Origin of the sequence: Candidatus Binatus sp., from assembly GCF_030646925.1 — a bacterium.
Lineage (GTDB): Bacteria > Desulfobacterota > Binatia > Binatales > Binataceae > Binatus.
The window spans coordinates 1-16,442 of sequence record NZ_JAUSKL010000065.1; the positions used below are offsets into that span (position 1 = coordinate 1).

The window sequence follows — 16,442 nt, forward strand, 5'->3', positions numbered from 1 at the left end:
GGCTGAATCCCGAGCACTTTCTCGATGAGGCGCTCGAACTTCACCTGGCGGCATCGCAGCTCGGTTCGCGCCGCAATGGCAATTCCCACGCCGGCGCGCCAATCCGAAAAAAGGCAGCGAGCGCGGTTCGCACTTCCCGCGCAAGGACTAGCAAAATCCAGGATTCGCAGGAGGCCAGCGTCCCCACCCCGGCGTAAGAGCGACGGGAGTGCCACGACCGCAAAGGAGAAAGGTTATGAAATTCACGTGGTTCCATTTGATGCCCTACCGGTTTCTGCCGGACGACTTCAAGGATAAGTATCATAGCGTGTGGGTCGATATCCCTCGCAATTTGTACGATCCAAAAGTCGGACATCGCCTCTACAACGACTACCTCGATCAGCTCGAGTATGCGGACCAGATGGGCTACGACGGCCTTGGGGTCAATGAGCATCATCAGAATGCGTACGGCATGATGCCCTCGCCCAACCTCATGGCAGCCGCGCTCACGCGGCGCACCCGCAATGCCAACCTGGTGGTGCTCGGCAACTCGATCGCGCTGTACAATCCGCCGATTCGCGTCGCGGAGGAATTCGCGATGCTCGACGTGATCAGCGGCGGACGCCTGGTCGCGGGCTTCCCGGTCGGCACCTCGATGGACACCAACTTCTGCTACGGCGAGGTTCCCGCCACGCTGCGCGAGAAGTACTACGAGGCGCACGACTTGATCGTGAAGTCATGGACCGAGCCGGAGATGTTCTCTTTCAACGGCAAGTACACCAAGTTGCGTTACGTGAACCTGTGGCCCAAGCCGGTCCAGCAGCCGCGTCCACCGATCTGGGTTCCGGGCGGCGGCTCGGTCGAGACCTACGACTTCTGCGCCGATCACGATTACCAGTACAGCTTCCTGTCGTTTTTCGGTTACATCGCAGGCAAGAAGGTTTCCGATGGCTATTGGGAAGTGATGGCCAAAAAGGGCAAGGAACTCAATCCGTTCAGCCTCGGATTTGCGCAAACGGTCGCCGTCTCCGAAACCGACGAGCAGGCGGAGAAGGATTACTCTCCGCACATGGATTACTTCTACAACCGATGCCTGCACGTCTATAACGGCTTCGCCGACGCGCCCGGCTATCGCACGGTCAAGACCATCAAGGCGGGCATTCTCGGCCAGGTCGGCGAGCAGGCCGCGATTCGGCGCGAGGGCCTCAAGTGGCGCGACTTTGTCGAGCAGGGCTACATCATCGCGGGCTCGCCGAAGACCGTTCGCGAGCGCCTGCGCGAGGCGATGAAGTCGCTCAACTGCGGACATCTGATGCTGCTGATGCAGCTCGGCTCGATGCCGCCGGAACTGGTGCGCAAGAACACCAGCCTGTTCGCAACCGAGGTCATGCCCTACCTGCGCGACTTATGGACCGACTTCGAGGACAAGTGGTCGCCCAAGCGGATGCCGCAAAATGAAATCGCGGTACCTGCGCCGGTTCATTTTCAGAAGGGTGAAGTCAACGGCGCAGCGCGCACGCCGGCAGTATCGGCAGAGGCACGAAGCGCGAAATGAACACCACGCAGAAATTGCTAAACGGAAAATTCTCGCTCGAGATGCAGGTGTACGGGAGTGGCGCGCCGCTCCTGTTCATCCACGGCGCCGGGGGTCTAAACCCGGTCGAGCCGTTCCTCGAGGAGCTCGGCAAGGACTTCAAGGTTTACGCGCCGCAGTTCCCCGGCTACGGCGAATCGACCGGCAACGAATATATCGATGACGTCGCCGACGCGGTGCTCTTTTTTCACGAGCTGATGGACGAGCTGGGCATCCCCGAGGCCAACATCATGGGCCATTCGATGGGCGGGATGCTCGCGGCGGAAGTAGCGGCGTTCGACGTGCATCGCGCCAAGAAGCTGGTGCTGGTCTGTCCGGCCGGTTTCTGGATCGACGAGACGCCGATCCCTGATTTCTTCGCTGCGCAACTCGATGAGATCGCGGGGCTGTTGTTCCACGATCCCAAATCGCCGGCCGCGCAGATGATGACCGCCATTCCGAGCGACTTCAAGGCGCTCGAAACGATGTACGTCGAGCGGGTCAAACGTCTCGCGACGGCGAGCAAGTTCCTGTGGCCGATTCCCGATCGCGGACTCAAGAAGCGCGCGTATCGGATCAAGGCCCCGACGCTCTTGCTCTGGGGCGACGACGACAAGCTGATCCCGGCGGTGTACGCGAAGGAATTTACGAGCCGCATCAAGAACAGCAGGGTCGAGATGATCAAAGACGCCGGCCATATGATCATGTACGAGCAGCAGGCGCCGTTCGTCGCGGCGGTGAAGAAATTCTTGAAGGGCTGAATCGATCGAATAACTGAATGAGTCGAAAACGGCCGCGGTGACTTGAGCGCATCGCGGCCGTTTCGCGTACGGCATAAACACAGATGCGCGCGCTATTGAAAATCTATCTGGCGGGTCCGCTGTTCACGATTGCGGAGCGTCGCTTCAATCGCGAACTCACGCGCGAAATCGGCGCCGCGCTCCCGCGATGCGAAGTGATTCTGCCGCAACTGCGCGCTGGAAAGTACATCGTTGATGGCAAGATGGATTTCGACGCGATCGTGCGCGACTGTATCGAGCAGATCGATCACGCTGACGCTGTAATTGCGATGCTCGACGGCAGCGATTCGGATTCCGGCACGGCGTGGGAATGCGGCTACGCGCACGCGCGCGATAAACCAATCATTGGAGTAAGGACCGATTTGCGCGGCTCCGAAGATGACGGCCTCAACGCGATGCTGCGGCGCACGTGTCGCGTGGTGATCGCGTTTCCCGCGACGCGCGAAAAAATCAGGCCGCTCGCGCGCGAAATCGTCGGCGCGATCTCGCGAGTCTTCGAAACAAAAACGCACTGACAAAACGCTCTTGCGGGTATGCCAATGTCCGATTAGCGTCTCGCGCATGGACAAGATCACGTCGAATACCGCGGTGCGCGGATGGTTCCTCACGGTGATGGCGGTGCTGTTCGTGGTGCTCGCGGTGTCGAACTTCACCAAGGCGATCCAGTACAAAAATAATCCCGCAGTCGGCGGATTGGTGGTGTTTGGCTACAAGCTGCAAGGCGTGGGCATCAACGCCGTCGCGGGACCGCTGTTCGGACTGATTTTACTCGCGTACGCGTTCGGCCTGTGGCGGATGCGCCCGTGGGTGATTCCGCTTTCGGTGATCTACGCGTTCTACGTTCCTTACAATCTCGTGCTGTTCTGGTTTCTGCACACTGACGCTCGCCCGAGCGTCCAGTTTATCGTGCAGTACCTGGCGATTGCGCTGACCGGCTCGGTCGGCACCGCGCTCTACGTCGCCTTTCATAAGGATCGATTTCAGAATTGATTGCGCGGATGCCGAGCCGAAAGATCAAGCGAGCGCAGAAATCGATTCCGCGCGCGACGAAACTCTCCGCGCGCGAGCGATGGCTCGCGGTCCTCGCCAAATTTACGCTCAACATGGAAGCGCCCGCGAGCAAGCGTTACTGGGCGCCCGATTTCGAATGCGCGTCGCACGACCGCATCGGCGACATTCAGAATGAAAAGCTCGCCGCGATGATTCCCTATCTCTACGAGCACAGTCCCTTCTATCGCGCGAAATTCAAGGCCGCGCGCCTCCGACCCAAGGACATCGCAAGTGCCGACGACCTCGCCAAATTTCCCGTCACTACCAAAGACGAGATGGCGCGTGACGTCACCGCGCATCGCCCGTGGGGCACTTACACGCCGATCGACGATCGCCGCTGGCGCGGTCACGGATGGATGGTGTTCTCGACTTCGGGCACCACCGCGACACCGCGATCGTTTCGCTACACCAGTTTCGATCGCGAGCTGTGGGCCAGGACCAGCGCCCGCGCGCTCTATGCGATGGGCGTGCGGGCCGGCGACAGCGCGCTCACCTGCACCAACTACAATCCGCACGTATTCTTCTGGTCGCTGCATCACGCGCTCAATCTGATGAATGTCACCGTGATTCCCGGCGGCGTACCAACCGAACGCCGAATCCAGATGATCGATCTGTACCGCCCTACCCTGCTGGTCGCGACGCCGTCGTATTCGTTGCATCTGGCAAACTCGATGCGGCAAGCGGGATTCGATCCGGTCGCCAGCTCGATCGCAAAAGTGATTTGCGGCGGCGAGCCGGCCTCGGGAGTTTCCTCGACGCGCGCTCGGATCGAGCAGGCCTGGAACGCCGAACTCCACGACGTTTATGGATGCACGGAAGCGATTCCGGCGGGATGGGCTTTCACCTGCCGCGAAGGTCTCGCGCGCGACCCCGTCTCGACGCACGTGCAGGAGGATTTACAAATCTGGGAACTGGTCGACCCCGATACTTTCGAGCCGGTGGCGCCCGGCGGACGCGGTCTGACCGTCGTAACCAATCTCAACTCCGAAGGCTCGCCCCAACTTCGTTTCCTGGTGGGCGATTTCGCGACGTTCGATTATGGCAAATGCGTCTGCGGCCGCACGTTCGCGCGCGCGATCGGCGGCTTCAACGGACGCGCCGACGACATGCTGAATATCCGCGGCCTCAAACTGTTTCCGAGCGTGGTCGAGGAGATCGTCCGCGGCTTCGATCACTTCGGCAACGAATTTCAGATCGTGCTTGAGACTGAAGGCGTGATGGACAGTTTCACGATCGTGGTCGAGTTGCGCGACGCGGCGGATGAATCGCTGCAAGCGCGCTTGTCGGCCGAACTCGAGGCGGCCGTGATCCGCCAGTGCGAACTGCGCCCGCGAGTCAGCGTCGTGGCGCCGGGCACCCTGCCGCCGACCGAATTCAAGGCGCGCCGCGTGATCGATCGGCGGCGCGCGCTCTGACATTTTCCAGCTTGACTGATTCCGAGGCTCGGTTTTAAATTGCAACTACTATGAAAATCTACGATTTCGTTCTTGCCCCGAATCCGCGGCGCCTTCGAATCTTCCTCGCGGAAAAGCAATCAAAATTCCCAACGAACAGATCAACATTCTGGAGGGAAAAAATCGCACGCCCGAATTTCTCGCCAAGAACCCCGCCGGCGGTCTGCCGGTGCTCGAACTCGACGACGGCTCGCACCTCGCGGAGTCGGTCGCGATTTGCCGCTACTTCGAGGGGCTGCATCCCGAGCCGAATCTGATGGGCAAGGATCTGCGCGAACAGGCCGAGATTGAAATGTGGAATCGCCGGATGGAGTTGAACCTGTTCGGCCCCGTCACGCGCGCATTCCAGCATACGAATCCGCTGTTCAAGGGCCGGCTGCAGCAGTTTGCGGAATTCGGAGCGAATCAACTCGAAGCGGCCACGCAGCAACTGAAATGGCTGGACGCGCAAATCGGCAGCAAACCGTTCATCGCGGGCAACCGCTACACGATTGCGGATATCACCGCGCTGGTCGCGATCGATTTTGGCACGCAGATGGCCGGCCTTAAGGTCGATCCCGCGCTCAAGAATCTCAACCGATGGCATCAGTCGGTCTCGAGCCGTCCGAGCGCCAAAGCTTAAGTCTCCCGCGCAGCAACGCGCCTTGCTCTCTCGATCGAACACCCGCGAGGGCACGGCGTTGTCTTTCGACAAATCGCGACGGTTGACGTCGCCAGCTCACAGTTTTAAATTGCAACTACTATGAAAATTTACGATTTCACCCAGGCTCCCAATCCACGCCGCGTGCGAATTTTCCTCGCGGAAAAAGGCATCACCGTTCCCCTCGAACAGGTCAATCTCGCGACCGCCGACAATCGCAAGCCCGAGTTCCTCAAGATAAATCCGATGGGCGGACTGCCGGTGCTCGAACTCGACGACGGCACCCATATCGCCGAGTCAGTCGCAATCTGCCGCTACTTCGAGGAGATCAAGCCAGAGCCGCGGCTGCTCGGCGTCGATGCGAAGGACAAGGCGATGGTCGAGATGTGGAATCGCCGGATGGAACTCGAGGTGCTCAGCATGACCGCAGGTGCGTTCCGCAATACCAGCGATTTTTTCAAGGGCCGCATCCCGCAGGTCAAGGAGTATGGCGAGGTTTGCCGCAACGCCGCGCTGAAGCGGCTTGAATGGCTCGACACGGAACTGGCAAATCGGCAGTTCATCGCGGGCGATCGCTATACGATCGCCGACATCACCGCGATGGTCGGGATCGATTTCGGCCGCACGACCGGAATCAAGATCGCGGAGAACCAGAAGAATCTCGCGCGATGGCATCAGGCGGTATCGAGTCGCCCGAGCGCCAAAGCATAGCAGTCAAATTTCGGAGATCATTTCGAGGGGCGTCCGGATCAATCGCCCTTTTTTTATCGAGCGGCGGCTTCCGCGACCGCAGGCGCAGCCGGCGAATAGATCGGCGTATAGATTCGATAGAGCATGAAATAAATCACGACGCCGGTCACCGAGACGTACATCCAGAGCGGCCAGGTCCATCGCGCGATTCGGCGATGACTCTGGAAGCGGCTACGCAGCGCGAAGTACACCGTCGTGATTGCAAGCGGGACGATTACACCGGCGAGAATCACGTGCGGGATGAGAATCGCGAAGTACACCGCGCGAATCCATCCCACGCCGCTGAAGCGGACGTTGCCGACTTCGTAATGATAAAGCAGATATGACGCGAGAAACGCGGTTGAGAAGATCATCGCGCTGATCATGCAGGCGCGATGCGCCGCGACGCGCTTTTGCCGGATGAACACGTAGCCCGCGAGCAGCAACGTCGTCGCGCATCCGTTGAGGATGGCGTTCAGCGGAGCGAGCGCGTGATACGAATTAATCGGCACTCACCTCGAATCGGAGCCCGCCGTTCTTCGCGATAACCAACGTGAACTTGCCCGATCGATTGCGCCTACGAGCCGTTGGCGCCGGGAGGAAGCTGCTCGGCAGGCGGCGCGACGGCCTCTCCGCTGACCGGCGCTTTAATCTTGTGATCGAAGCGCGTCCACATGCGCGTCGTCAGATCGGGCAGCAGCATGAAGCAGAGAAAGACGAGCAGCACTACCGGGGTTATTGCGATGATCCACAGCCCGCGCCGCTCCATCGCGAGATGCATAAAATACATCGCGACGATGACGGCCTTCGCCCACGCGAGCGCGATCAACAGGCCGACCCGCAGTACCTGCGGCAGGCTCATCGCATACACTACCAGCTCGATCCCGGTAAGAATCGAGAGGTAGATAAAGACCGCGATGTAATTGGTCTCATGGTCCTCGGTGTGAACCAGGTTGGATGAAACTGCAGCTTGCGTCGTCATGGCTTAAAGCTTGTCCCCACTCAAATCTTTCGAATGTGATTGCTCAAATCAGATAGATGAACGTGAAAATCAGGATCCAGACTAAATCGACGAAGTGCCAGTAGAGTCCTGCGATTTCGACCAAGCCCGATTTGGCTGGCGTGAGCTTGCCGGTGGCTCCGCGAATAAGGAGCACGCTGTTGTACACTACCCCGCCGAACACGTGGCAGCCGTGGAAACCGGTCAGGATGAAGAAGGTCGCATCGAACAAGTCGCGCTTGATCGACATCCCTTTCTCGCCGAGCAGGTGATGCCACTCGAAGGCCTGCATGCCGAGGAAGATCACGCCGCCCAGCACCGTCAGCGCCATGAAATTCTTGAACTTCGACATGTTGCCGTGCTGGATGCCTGACAGCGCCTCGACCATCGTGACGCTCGAGCAAATAAGGATGAACGTCATGACAGCAGTGGTCGTTATGCCCAAGTACTCGGCGGGCGAAGGCCAGTTCGGATTGCCGATCCGCAGCGCGCCGTAGGCGGCGATCGCGGCGCCGAAGGTCATCGCGTCGGCGGCCAAAAAGATCCACATTCCGAGCTTGCCGGAATTATCGGGGGTAAGGGACGGCTCAAACTGGTCGATCTGAAGGGTTTCGCGGCCGTGGGTTTCTATTGCAGCAACCTCGCTCATCTCTATCCTCTTGCAATCATATGGCTATAGTCAGTGCGTATATATCAAGACTACCGGTAAATAGTCACTTCGATCAGCGCTGGCCGGCTTCCGGACGACTCCGCTCTTCGCTGCGCCGCGCCCGCCGGTAAACCAGGTAGGTAATCCCGCCGACCGCAGCGAATGAAACGTATGGCGACGCGAGCATGAAGAGCACGCTCGAGTTGTAGGCGTGACCGGCAGGATCGTTGGGCGAGAGACCGCACATCGCACACGCATTGGCGATCTGCGGCGCCGCGGCAACGATCGCGCCTGCCAACATCGCCGCGAGACTCCTGAAGTTCGGATTTTTCATCCTGCGATCTCCTCTCGACGCATCACTACATCAAATATACGAGCACAAATAGAACCGGCCAGATCGCGCACACGAAGTACCAATAAACCGCGCACAACTCGACGCCGCCGGCGTTGCGCGCATTGTAGCGCCCGGAAATTGCCGCCAGCACCACGCACGCGAGCCAGATCATGCCAGCCGTCACATGAGCGCCGTGGCATCCGATCAGCAAGTAGAAGGTCGCGCCGTAAGAGCCACTCGAGAGTTTCAGGCCGTGCGCAACCAGCCGCACCCATTCACTGCCCTGCACCGCGAGGAATGTCGCACCGAGAATCAACGTGGCGGCGAGGTACCGGCGCATCATGCGCTGGCGATTCTGATGAACCATCCGCACCGCAAGGAACATCGTGACGGCGCTCGTCATCAGAATAAAGGTGTTCACCCACGTGACGCCTATCGGCAGGCGCGGTAGCGCTGGTGGCGGCCAGAACGCGGACTGTAATCTGAAAATCAGGAACGAACCGATGAGCCCGCTGAACAGCATCATCTCCGACGCGATCACCATCAGGATCGCGAGCATCCCGTTGCTGATAAACGGGCGCTCGGTGCGATCGCCGGAGCTAGAGTCGGTCGACGCGGCGCGGCGCACCGGTGCGACGAAGGGCCGGACTTTCGAACTCGAAGATTTCGCGCCAGGAGCCATAGCGGTACTAATGCTTCACCAGGATCGTAATCAGTGAAATCACGACCAGCGTGATCATCACGCCGATCAAAACCTTCAGCGTCTTGCGATTCTCGTCGCGTCTTTCGTCGCGCGTAACGCCGGCAGTCATGTTCATACGCGGTCGAGCACCAACACGAGCAAAACTACCGGCAAATAAATTAGGGATGCCAGCAACAAGCGGCGCGCAGCCTGCGGTCGGTCGGGATGAGCGACCATCATGTAGCCGAACACCAGCATTCCGACGCTGAGCGCAGTGCCGATTACGAGATAAGGCAATCCAGCGAAGCCGAGCAGCGTCGGCATCATTCCGACTGCGATCAGCGCGAGGCTTGCGCCGATGACGACCGCATTCGACGGATTGCCGCCGTGCGCCGAATCACGCGGCAGCAGATGAATCCCCGCGCGCGCATAGTCGGCGCGGTACATCCGCGCGACGGCGAAAGTGTGCGGCAGTTGCCACAAGAACATGATCCCGAAGAGCACTAGCGGTTCGGCCGCGACGTTCCCGCGCGCGGCGGCCCAGCCCGCGACCGGCGGCAGGGCGCCCGGAATCGCGCCGACGACGTTGCACATCCAGGTGAACCGCTTAAGCGGAGTATATGCACCCAGGTAAACTACTGTGATTGCTGCGGTGACTAGTGCGCATAGCAAGTTAGTAGTCAAAAGCAAGTATATGAATCCCGCCGCAGTAGCTATCGAGCCAAATGCCAGCGCTTCGGCCGGGCGCATCCTTCCTTCCGGCAACGGGCGATGCCGCGTGCGTTCCATCAGCGCATCGGTGTCGCGCTCGACGAATTGATTCAGCGCAAGCGTGCCGCCCGCGCAAAGCGCGGTGCCAAGCATCAGATTCAACGCGAGCATCGGATCGAAGCCCGAGCGCCCGCCGAGATAGAAGCCGGCAAGCGTCGTGACGAGCACCATCAGGACGACGCGCGCCTTGGTCAGCTCGAAATATTCTGTGACGCCGCCGCGCGGCAGCGTCAATTCCGATGCAGCGATGGCAACCTTGGAATTCATGCGGTCGCTCGACGACTGGCGAGTCGCCGCGCGGGAGACTCGACGGCGGCGCGTTCCTGCAGTCCGAAGATTTTGTCAGCGCGCAGCGTCAACGCGAGGCTGGTCGCCAGCACGCCTGCGCCAATCGCGACATGGCTGGTGGTCGGCAGCACCGAGCGATTGCTCCAGATGGTGATCGCGCCGAGACACACCTGCATCACCAGCAAAAGAAACAGGCCAAGCGCGGGACGCCTTAGCGCGCCGATATCGCGATGCGACCGAAGCACGCGCGCGACAGTCCAGACGATCATCGCAGTGACAATGATCGCGCCGCATCGATGCGCAAAATTCACCGCGATGTACTCATCGAAGATAGGCGGCACGATTTGACCGAAGGAAAGCGGAAAATCCGGGATCACCAGGCCCGCGCTCATATGCCGCATCAATGCGCCGATCAGAATCTGCAAATAGATGACGGCAGTCGTAATCGCCGCCAGCGTCGGCGTCGGGATGCGCGCGGATCCGTCGCTCACATGCGGCGTCGTCTCCCACGCCGGATTGGTGAAAATTGCGATCGATACCATCAGGCAGAAGAGCGCTTGCGCGGTTGCGGCGTGCGTCACTGCGATTGCGAGCGGCAATTCGAGCAGCACCGTGATTCCGCCGAGAATCGCCTGCACGATGATCAATCCGAAGGCCGTGAAGATCAGCTTCCGCACCCAGGCGCGCGGCTCCGCGCGCCACGCCCATGTCATCAGGATCAATGTAAGGATCACCACGGCGCCGGCCGCGACGCGATGACCGAACTCGAAGCGGATGCCGCCTTCCCACGCGGGAATCAGCTTGCCGAACGCGAGCGGCCAATCGGGAACGGCGAGGGCGGAGCCGGTCGAGGTGACCAGGCCGCCGACAAAAATCAGAAAAAACGTGGCGCATGCCGTCAACACCGCGAATCGATGCAGCGCGCGCCCCTTCTGATTAGCTACTGAGTAATTGTCCATTACTACTTTGCAAATGCTACTTTCGCGCAATTACTACTTGCGAGCAGGCAAATACCTAATCCGCCGCGGCCGTTGCGTGCTCGATCAGGCGCGACTGCGGCAGGTAATCCTCCGCGACTTCAGGCGAGCTGTATTCGTATGGCCCGCGATACACGACCGGCACCGGTCCCGGCCAGTTGCCATGTCCTGGATGAATCGGCGTGGTCCACTCGAGAGTGTTGGCCTGCCACGGATTCTCGGTCGCTTTTTCGCCCTTCAGCAGGCTCCAGATGATATTGGCGAGGAAGATGAATTGCGCCGCGCCGAGCACGAAGGCGCTGATCGAAATGAAGATGTTCATGCCCTGCAATGGCTTCAGGAAATCATACTGCAGCGGATTGTAGATGCGCCGCATATGCCCGCCCATCCCGAGGATATGCATCGGGAAGAACGTGCAGTTGAACGCGACGAACGTGATCCAGAAATGAATCTTGCCCATCGTTTCGTTCATCATGCGGCCGAACATCTTCGGGAACCAGTACTCGACCGCGCCAAAAACCGCGAACAGGCTTCCACCGAACAGCACGTAGTGGATATGCGCGACGATGAAGTAGGTATCGTGGATGTACATATCGACCGGCGTGCAGGCCATCCAGATTCCCGACAGGCCGCCGATTACGAACATCGAGACGAACGCCAACGCATTCATCATCGGTGCAGTGTAGTGGATGTTTCCCTTGTAGAGCGTGCCAAGCCAGTTGAACGTTTTGATCGCCGACGGCACCCCGATCACCATCGTCGTCAGCATGAAGCTGGTGCCGAGCGCAGGATCCATCCCCGACTGGAACATGTGATGGCCCCACACGATCCACGATAGCCCTGCGATCGCGATCATCGCGTACGCCATCGCGCGATAGCCGAAGATCGGCTTGCGCGAGAACACCGCGATGATGTCCGACGCGATCCCCATTCCGGGAAGAATCATGATGTACACTTCGGGATGCCCGAAGAACCAGAACAGATGCTGCCAGAGCAGCGGTTCGCCGCCGCCCGACGGCAGGAAGAAATGCGTGCCGCCCAGCCGATCGAACAGCAACAGCGCGAGCGCCGTGGTCAGCACCGGCAGCGCCAGCAGCAGCAGAATCGCGGTGATGAACAGTGACCAGATAACCAGCGGCAGCCGGAAGAACGTCATGCCCTTGGTGCGCATGTTGATGATCGTCGTGATGTAATTGATCGCGCCCATCAGCGACGACACGCCCAGGATGATGATGCTGATGCACCACAGGTCCTGGCCCCAATCGACCCCGGTATAGATTGGCACCGCACTCAAGGGGGCATATGAGGTCCAGCCTGCCGCGGCAGGTCCGCCCGGTACGAAGAACGATGCGGTCATGATCACGCCGGCGACTGCGCCGATCCAGAACGACAGCATGTTGAGAATCGGGTATGCCATGTCGCGCGCGCCGATCATCAGCGGGATCAGGAAATTGCCGAAGCAGCCGACCAGAATCGGCATCACCACGAAGAAGATCATGATCGTGGCATGCATCGTGAACATCGAGTTGTAGGTATTCGGCGGAATCGCGCCGTCGTACATGTACGGCTCGGGCATCCAGTGGAAGCCGGGGACTGCCGTTTCAGGGAAAGCCAATTCCCAGCGCATCAGCATCGCCATCAGGCCGCCGATCGCCATCATGATCAACGCCATGAAAAGGAACTGTCTTGCGATCATCTTGTGATCGGTCGAGAACACGTAAGTGCGCATGAAGCCGAGCTCATGATGCTCGGCGTGCGCTCCATGCGCCGCAACCGCTGCCGTACTGCTCATCTTGGCCTGTCTCCTTCACGCAGCATCGCTGCGCGAATCCCGCTCGCTACTTGCTCTGTGCGTATTGGTCCTGGAGCCACTTGTTGAAATCTTCTTCCGACTGGACGGTCAGATTGCCCTTCATGCCCGAATGCCCGAAGCCGCATAGTTCCGCGCATGGAATTTCGTATTGCCCGGTCTCCGTCGCCTCGAACCACACCGGAATCACGCGGCCCGGCACCGCATCCTGCTTGAGCCGCATGTTGGGCACGAAGAAGCTGTGGATGACGTCCTTCGAGGTGAGATCAAGCCGCACGACCTTATGGACCGGCACGTGCATCTCATTTTCGAGCGTGAGGTCGTCCTTGGTGCCGAGTTTTCCGTCAGGCCCGGGATAGGTCATTTCCCAGTTGAACTGCTTGGCATTGACTGCATAGAAAACGTCGCCCGGCGGCGCATGCTCCTTGATGTCGGCCCAAGTCGAACGGCTCATAAACGCGAGCATGACGAGAATGGCCGCGGTGACGGTCGTCCAGACTAACTCGAGCCGCGAATTGCCCTCGATATATTCGGCCTTCCGTCCAGGCTTGGTGCGATAGCGAATCATGAAGATCACCATCGTGACCATGACCGCGATCCAGACGATCATCACGATCCAGAAGATCAGCAGAAACAAGAAATCGACCCTGGGACCGAAGGTTGAGATGTCGTGCGGAAACCACAAATACTCAAGCATCGAAAGCCTCACCGTTTCGGAGCACGCTCGTAAAAATTGGAGATGCAGTCGCCGGGCCGAGGTGCCGGCGTGCAGCGCGTTGTGACGCTACGCAATCCATGGATTCGGCGTGATTATGCGCATCGGCGACATGATTATCAATGATAAGTGAAATGAAAAATCTACTCCGCCACCGACAATCTGTGCTTAATTCATCGCCAGACATGACGCTCATATTTTGCCAGCAAATTCAAGTGTTTTGCAGGACTCTATGCCGTCCAGCCGAGGCCGATCGCAGCGCGGATTGGCGCATGCGCAAGTTTCGGCTACAACACGCTTTTGCAACAGGAGGTCGCCGCTTCTTATGGATGACCTGATCATCAGCCGTCTGGCAACCCTGCCCCAGGCTTTCGAGACGCGCGCGCGACAATATGGTCCGCGGGCTTTTCTCAAGGACAAACGTAACAAAGCATGGGTGGACCATTCCTGGAACGAGATTTCCGACGCAGCCAGCAAGCTGCGAGCAGGTCTCGCGCGGCTCGGCGTCAAGCCCGGCGATCGCGTCGCCATCCTTTCTGAGAATTGCCCCGAATGGATCATCGTCGATCAGGCCGTGCTCGGCTTGGGCGCCGTCGTGGTGCCGCTCTACACGACCGGCGGCCTCGAGGAGACCGCCCACGTCATCAATGATTCAGGCGCGAAGATCATCGCCGCCAACGGTCCCGACCTGATCAGGAAGATTCTCGGCTTGCAAAGCTCGCTGCCGAACATCAGCGCGATCATCGCGATGCATCCCGGCGCCGAATCTGTGGTCGCGACCAACGGCGCTCCCATCGTCATGACGCTCGAGTCGATCAGTGCCGGCGATAGCGCCGGCATCGTCGAGGGCAGCCGCGACGATCTCGCGACCATCATCTACACCTCAGGCACGACCGGGATGTCGAAAGGCGTAATGCTTTCCCATGGCAACATTCTCGCCAACGGTGAAGATGCACTCGCGGCGCTGTCGCTCAACGAAACCGACGTAACGCTCTCGCATCTGCCGATCGCGCATTCGTTCGAGCGCACCGCGGGCTATTACACCGTCATGATGGGTGGCGGCACGATCGCTTTCGCGGAAGGCTTCGGGCAAATCGCCTCGAATCTGCTCGAGATCGAACCGACGGTCTTGCTCACGGTACCGCGCTTGCTCGAGGCGATTCACAGCCGCGTCATGCGCACGGTGGAAGCTTCGCCGCCATTTCGGCAAAAGATGTTCCGCACGGCGCTCGCAGTCGGCGGGCAAGCTGCGGAGTATCGCCTGCGCGGAAAGTCGGTGCCGGCGCATCTCGCGCTCGCAATGGCGCTCTTCCGGCGAATCGTGTTCGCGAAGATTCGCGCGATCTTCGGCAGCCGTCTGCGCTACCTGATCGCGGGCGGCGCCCCGTTGCCGGCCGAGATCAATCGGTTTCTCGCCGCGGCTGAAGTTCCGATCGTCGAGGGTTACGGCCTTACCGAAGCGTCGCCAGTCGTCTCCTGCAACCTGCATGAGGGCCGCACGCGGATTGGCAGCGTCGGCCTGCCGCTCAAGCATATCGAGGTGACGACTGCGCCCGACGGCGAATTGCTGATGCGCGGTCCCAACATCATGAAGGGCTACTTCAATCGCGAGGCCGAAACCAAGGAAGCAATCGACGCCGACGGATGGCTCCATACTGGCGACATCGCGAAGATCGACGCCGAGGGCTACATCTCGATCACCGACCGCAAGAAAGAAATTATCGTGCTGTCGGGCGGCAAGAACATCTCGCCCGCGTACGTCGAGAGCAAGCTCGCCGGCGATAAATTCATCGCGCAATCGTGCGTGTTCGGCGATCGCAAAAAGCATCTCGCGGCGCTGATCGTGCCGGACTACGAGAACCTCGCGGATTTTCTGAAGGAGAACAATCTCGATCCAAAGGAGGCCGGCGAGATCGCGAAATCAGCGGCGCTCCGAACTCTCCTGCAGACGCGCATTCGTGAGCTGAACAAGCAGCTTTCCGACGTCGAGGCGGTGTCGGCATTCGCGATCGTGCCGAATGCGTTCTCGCAGGAGAACGGCGAGCTCACGCCGTCGCTGAAAGTGCGCCGCAAGATGGTGCAGGCGCACTACCAGGATCAGATCGACTCGATGTTCCGCGACTGAATAGCGCCCTACTCTTTCGGGCCGCCGTTTTCGGATCCCATCAGCGTGTGAATCGTCGCGAGCTTCATCACGCTGTAGGCGCGCTTGCCCTTGGGCGTCTGCACCTCGATATCGTCGCCCTCCGCCTTGCCGATCAGCGCGCGCCCCAGCGGCGACGATAGCGATATGCGATTCTGCGCGCCGTCCACTTCCTCCGGCACCACGATCTCGAATTCGGCGGTGCCGCCCTCGTCGAGGTCCTCGAGTTGAACCTTGCTGCCGAGTCCAACCGTGTCGCGCGGAATCGAATCCAGATCGATCATCGTGAGCTCGGCGATTCGCACCTCGAGGTTGCCGACCCGTGCGCGGAGAAACTCCTGGCGCTGCTTGGCCATCGCCCACTCCGCGTTCTCCGACAGATCGCCGTGCGCGCGCGCGCGTTCGAGTTCCTTCGGCAAATCGACCGTGAGCTCGCGCCTGAGCGTCTCGAGGTCCTTCTTAAGGCGCTTGATTACCGGTAGTTCAGCCATCTAAACATCTTCCCGCTAAGCTCTAACATCCAGTATGCAATATCCGGGTGTACATCTCGCACGTAGGTCTTGCGCGGCGCCGGCGCGGCGCGACGACTCTGTCGGTCTTGAGTGCCGCCTCAATCCGCGACGATCGACGTCAGAGTGCGGTTCACTCCCGCGACGCTCTGGATTTTCTGCACCACTAGTTCGCCGAGCGAAGTGACGTCCGCCGCTTCCGCGATCGCGATTATGTCGTGCGGCCCAGTCACCGCATGCGCTACCGATACGCCCGCCACCTGGCGAATCTTGGTCGCGACTTCCTTTGCTTTTCCCGGCGACGTATCCACGAGGATGAATGCCTTGACGGACATAAGC

Annotated in this window: 21 protein-coding genes; 9 read left to right on the forward strand and 12 right to left on the reverse strand. The window is 59.9% G+C overall.

All coding sequences use genetic code 11. The features are described from left to right. The 8 genes from Q7S58_RS10590 to Q7S58_RS10625 form a co-directional block, all read left to right on the forward strand. A partial coding sequence (locus Q7S58_RS10590; protein ID WP_304824756.1) for a hypothetical protein occupies positions 1-197 on the forward strand: 197 nt, incomplete at its 5' end. A gap of 38 nt (positions 198-235) precedes the next feature. Beyond that, positions 236-1,534, forward strand: a complete 1,299-nt coding sequence (locus Q7S58_RS10595) for an LLM class flavin-dependent oxidoreductase (RefSeq protein WP_304824759.1) — start codon at positions 236-238, stop codon at positions 1,532-1,534. Next, positions 1,531-2,313 carry an alpha/beta fold hydrolase gene (locus Q7S58_RS10600; protein WP_304824762.1) on the forward strand — a complete coding sequence of 261 codons (783 nt, stop codon included), beginning with the start codon at positions 1,531-1,533 and terminating at the stop codon, positions 2,311-2,313. Before Q7S58_RS10595 ends, Q7S58_RS10600 begins: the two co-directional genes overlap by 4 nt. 83 nt (positions 2,314-2,396) lie before the next feature. After that, a complete protein-coding gene (locus Q7S58_RS10605; RefSeq protein WP_304824765.1) occupies positions 2,397-2,867 on the forward strand; it encodes a nucleoside 2-deoxyribosyltransferase in 471 nt (156 codons plus the stop codon). A 46-nt stretch (positions 2,868-2,913) separates the two neighbouring features. Next, complete coding sequence (locus tag Q7S58_RS10610; RefSeq protein WP_304824768.1) at positions 2,914-3,342, forward strand: hypothetical protein; 429 nt, start codon at positions 2,914-2,916, stop codon at positions 3,340-3,342. A gap of 8 nt (positions 3,343-3,350) precedes the next feature. After that, the gene (locus Q7S58_RS10615) at positions 3,351-4,817 is read left to right on the forward strand and encodes a phenylacetate--CoA ligase family protein (RefSeq protein ID WP_304824771.1); all 1,467 of its coding nucleotides are present in this window, start codon (positions 3,351-3,353) and stop codon (positions 4,815-4,817) included. Between the two features lie 148 nt (positions 4,818-4,965). Beyond that, positions 4,966-5,478, forward strand: coding sequence for a glutathione binding-like protein (locus tag Q7S58_RS10620; protein ID WP_370655499.1), 513 nt, complete (start codon positions 4,966-4,968; stop codon positions 5,476-5,478). A gap of 120 nt (positions 5,479-5,598) precedes the next feature. Further along, positions 5,599-6,207: a glutathione S-transferase family protein gene (locus tag Q7S58_RS10625; RefSeq protein ID WP_304824774.1), complete on the forward strand. Its 609-nt coding sequence runs from the start codon at positions 5,599-5,601 to the stop codon at positions 6,205-6,207. Between the two features lie 53 nt (positions 6,208-6,260). Here the strand turns inward: Q7S58_RS10625 and Q7S58_RS10630 are convergent, their stop codons facing one another. The 10 genes from Q7S58_RS10630 to coxB all read right to left on the reverse strand — a co-directional run bounded on the left by Q7S58_RS10630 (position 6,261) and on the right by coxB (position 13,433). Then, positions 6,261-6,737, reverse strand: coding sequence for a DUF420 domain-containing protein (locus Q7S58_RS10630; protein WP_304824777.1), 477 nt, complete (start codon positions 6,735-6,737; stop codon positions 6,261-6,263). 65 nt (positions 6,738-6,802) lie between these two features. Further along, positions 6,803-7,207, reverse strand: coding sequence for a cytochrome C oxidase subunit IV family protein (locus Q7S58_RS10635; protein ID WP_304824780.1), 405 nt, complete (start codon positions 7,205-7,207; stop codon positions 6,803-6,805). Positions 7,208-7,250: 43 nt separating this feature from the next. Then, positions 7,251-7,874 (reverse strand): heme-copper oxidase subunit III, encoded by a 624-nt coding sequence (locus tag Q7S58_RS10640; protein WP_304824783.1) that lies wholly within the window; start codon positions 7,872-7,874, stop codon positions 7,251-7,253. 73 nt (positions 7,875-7,947) lie between these two features. After that, positions 7,948-8,208, reverse strand: coding sequence for a hypothetical protein (locus tag Q7S58_RS10645; RefSeq protein WP_304824786.1), 261 nt, complete (start codon positions 8,206-8,208; stop codon positions 7,948-7,950). Positions 8,209-8,233: 25 nt separating this feature from the next. Continuing rightward, positions 8,234-8,890, reverse strand: coding sequence for a cytochrome c oxidase subunit 3 (locus Q7S58_RS10650; protein ID WP_304824789.1), 657 nt, complete (start codon positions 8,888-8,890; stop codon positions 8,234-8,236). Positions 8,891-8,897: 7 nt separating this feature from the next. Then, positions 8,898-9,020: a hypothetical protein gene (locus tag Q7S58_RS10655; protein ID WP_304824792.1), complete on the reverse strand. Its 123-nt coding sequence runs from the start codon at positions 9,018-9,020 to the stop codon at positions 8,898-8,900. Positions 9,021-9,022: 2 nt separating this feature from the next. After that, complete coding sequence (cyoE, locus tag Q7S58_RS10660) at positions 9,023-9,928, reverse strand: heme o synthase (protein WP_304824795.1); 906 nt, start codon at positions 9,926-9,928, stop codon at positions 9,023-9,025. Next, positions 9,925-10,908: a heme A synthase gene (locus tag Q7S58_RS10665; protein ID WP_304824800.1), complete on the reverse strand. Its 984-nt coding sequence runs from the start codon at positions 10,906-10,908 to the stop codon at positions 9,925-9,927. The genes cyoE and Q7S58_RS10665 overlap by 4 nt, the downstream gene beginning before the upstream one ends. 55 nt (positions 10,909-10,963) lie before the next feature. After that, entirely contained in the window at positions 10,964-12,718 is a 1,755-nt protein-coding gene (locus Q7S58_RS10670; RefSeq protein ID WP_304824803.1) for a cbb3-type cytochrome c oxidase subunit I, read from the reverse strand. A gap of 46 nt (positions 12,719-12,764) precedes the next feature. Beyond that, positions 12,765-13,433 carry a cytochrome c oxidase subunit II gene (coxB, locus tag Q7S58_RS10675; protein WP_304824806.1) on the reverse strand — a complete coding sequence of 223 codons (669 nt, stop codon included), beginning with the start codon at positions 13,431-13,433 and terminating at the stop codon, positions 12,765-12,767. Between the two features lie 343 nt (positions 13,434-13,776). Here coxB and Q7S58_RS10680 point away from each other — a divergent pair, with 343 nt between their 5' ends. Next, entirely contained in the window at positions 13,777-15,576 is a 1,800-nt protein-coding gene (locus tag Q7S58_RS10680; RefSeq protein ID WP_304824809.1) for a long-chain fatty acid--CoA ligase, read from the forward strand. Positions 15,577-15,584: 8 nt separating this feature from the next. Here Q7S58_RS10680 and Q7S58_RS10685 read toward each other — a convergent pair whose 3' ends face one another. After that, positions 15,585-16,085: a GreA/GreB family elongation factor gene (locus Q7S58_RS10685; protein ID WP_304824812.1), complete on the reverse strand. Its 501-nt coding sequence runs from the start codon at positions 16,083-16,085 to the stop codon at positions 15,585-15,587. A gap of 119 nt (positions 16,086-16,204) precedes the next feature. After that, positions 16,205-16,438: an Lrp/AsnC family transcriptional regulator gene (locus Q7S58_RS10690; protein WP_304824815.1), complete on the reverse strand. Its 234-nt coding sequence runs from the start codon at positions 16,436-16,438 to the stop codon at positions 16,205-16,207. Positions 16,439-16,442 lie beyond the last annotated feature (4 nt).

Coding starts and splice junctions, on each gene's coding strand:
- cyoE (WP_304824795.1), bottom strand. CDS start 9,928: ATGAATTCCAAGGTTGCCATCGCTGCATCGGAATTGACGCTGCCGCGC.
- Q7S58_RS10610 (WP_304824768.1), top strand. CDS start 2,914: ATGGACAAGATCACGTCGAATACCGCGGTGCGCGGATGGTTCCTCACG.
- Q7S58_RS10645 (WP_304824786.1), bottom strand. CDS start 8,208: ATGAAAAATCCGAACTTCAGGAGTCTCGCGGCGATGTTGGCAGGCGCG.
- Q7S58_RS10665 (WP_304824800.1), bottom strand. CDS start 10,908: ATGGACAATTACTCAGTAGCTAATCAGAAGGGGCGCGCGCTGCATCGA.
- Q7S58_RS10685 (WP_304824812.1), bottom strand. CDS start 16,085: ATGGCTGAACTACCGGTAATCAAGCGCCTTAAGAAGGACCTCGAGACG.
- Q7S58_RS10625 (WP_304824774.1), top strand. CDS start 5,599: ATGAAAATTTACGATTTCACCCAGGCTCCCAATCCACGCCGCGTGCGA.
- Q7S58_RS10600 (WP_304824762.1), top strand. CDS start 1,531: ATGAACACCACGCAGAAATTGCTAAACGGAAAATTCTCGCTCGAGATG.
- Q7S58_RS10680 (WP_304824809.1), top strand. CDS start 13,777: ATGGATGACCTGATCATCAGCCGTCTGGCAACCCTGCCCCAGGCTTTC.
- Q7S58_RS10635 (WP_304824780.1), bottom strand. CDS start 7,207: ATGACGACGCAAGCTGCAGTTTCATCCAACCTGGTTCACACCGAGGAC.
- Q7S58_RS10615 (WP_304824771.1), top strand. CDS start 3,351: ATGCCGAGCCGAAAGATCAAGCGAGCGCAGAAATCGATTCCGCGCGCG.
- Q7S58_RS10650 (WP_304824789.1), bottom strand. CDS start 8,890: ATGGCTCCTGGCGCGAAATCTTCGAGTTCGAAAGTCCGGCCCTTCGTC.
- Q7S58_RS10690 (WP_304824815.1), bottom strand. CDS start 16,438: ATGTCCGTCAAGGCATTCATCCTCGTGGATACGTCGCCGGGAAAAGCA.
- Q7S58_RS10670 (WP_304824803.1), bottom strand. CDS start 12,718: ATGAGCAGTACGGCAGCGGTTGCGGCGCATGGAGCGCACGCCGAGCAT.
- Q7S58_RS10640 (WP_304824783.1), bottom strand. CDS start 7,874: ATGAGCGAGGTTGCTGCAATAGAAACCCACGGCCGCGAAACCCTTCAG.
- Q7S58_RS10595 (WP_304824759.1), top strand. CDS start 236: ATGAAATTCACGTGGTTCCATTTGATGCCCTACCGGTTTCTGCCGGAC.
- Q7S58_RS10655 (WP_304824792.1), bottom strand. CDS start 9,020: ATGACTGCCGGCGTTACGCGCGACGAAAGACGCGACGAGAATCGCAAG.
- coxB (WP_304824806.1), bottom strand. CDS start 13,433: ATGCTTGAGTATTTGTGGTTTCCGCACGACATCTCAACCTTCGGTCCC.
- Q7S58_RS10605 (WP_304824765.1), top strand. CDS start 2,397: ATGCGCGCGCTATTGAAAATCTATCTGGCGGGTCCGCTGTTCACGATT.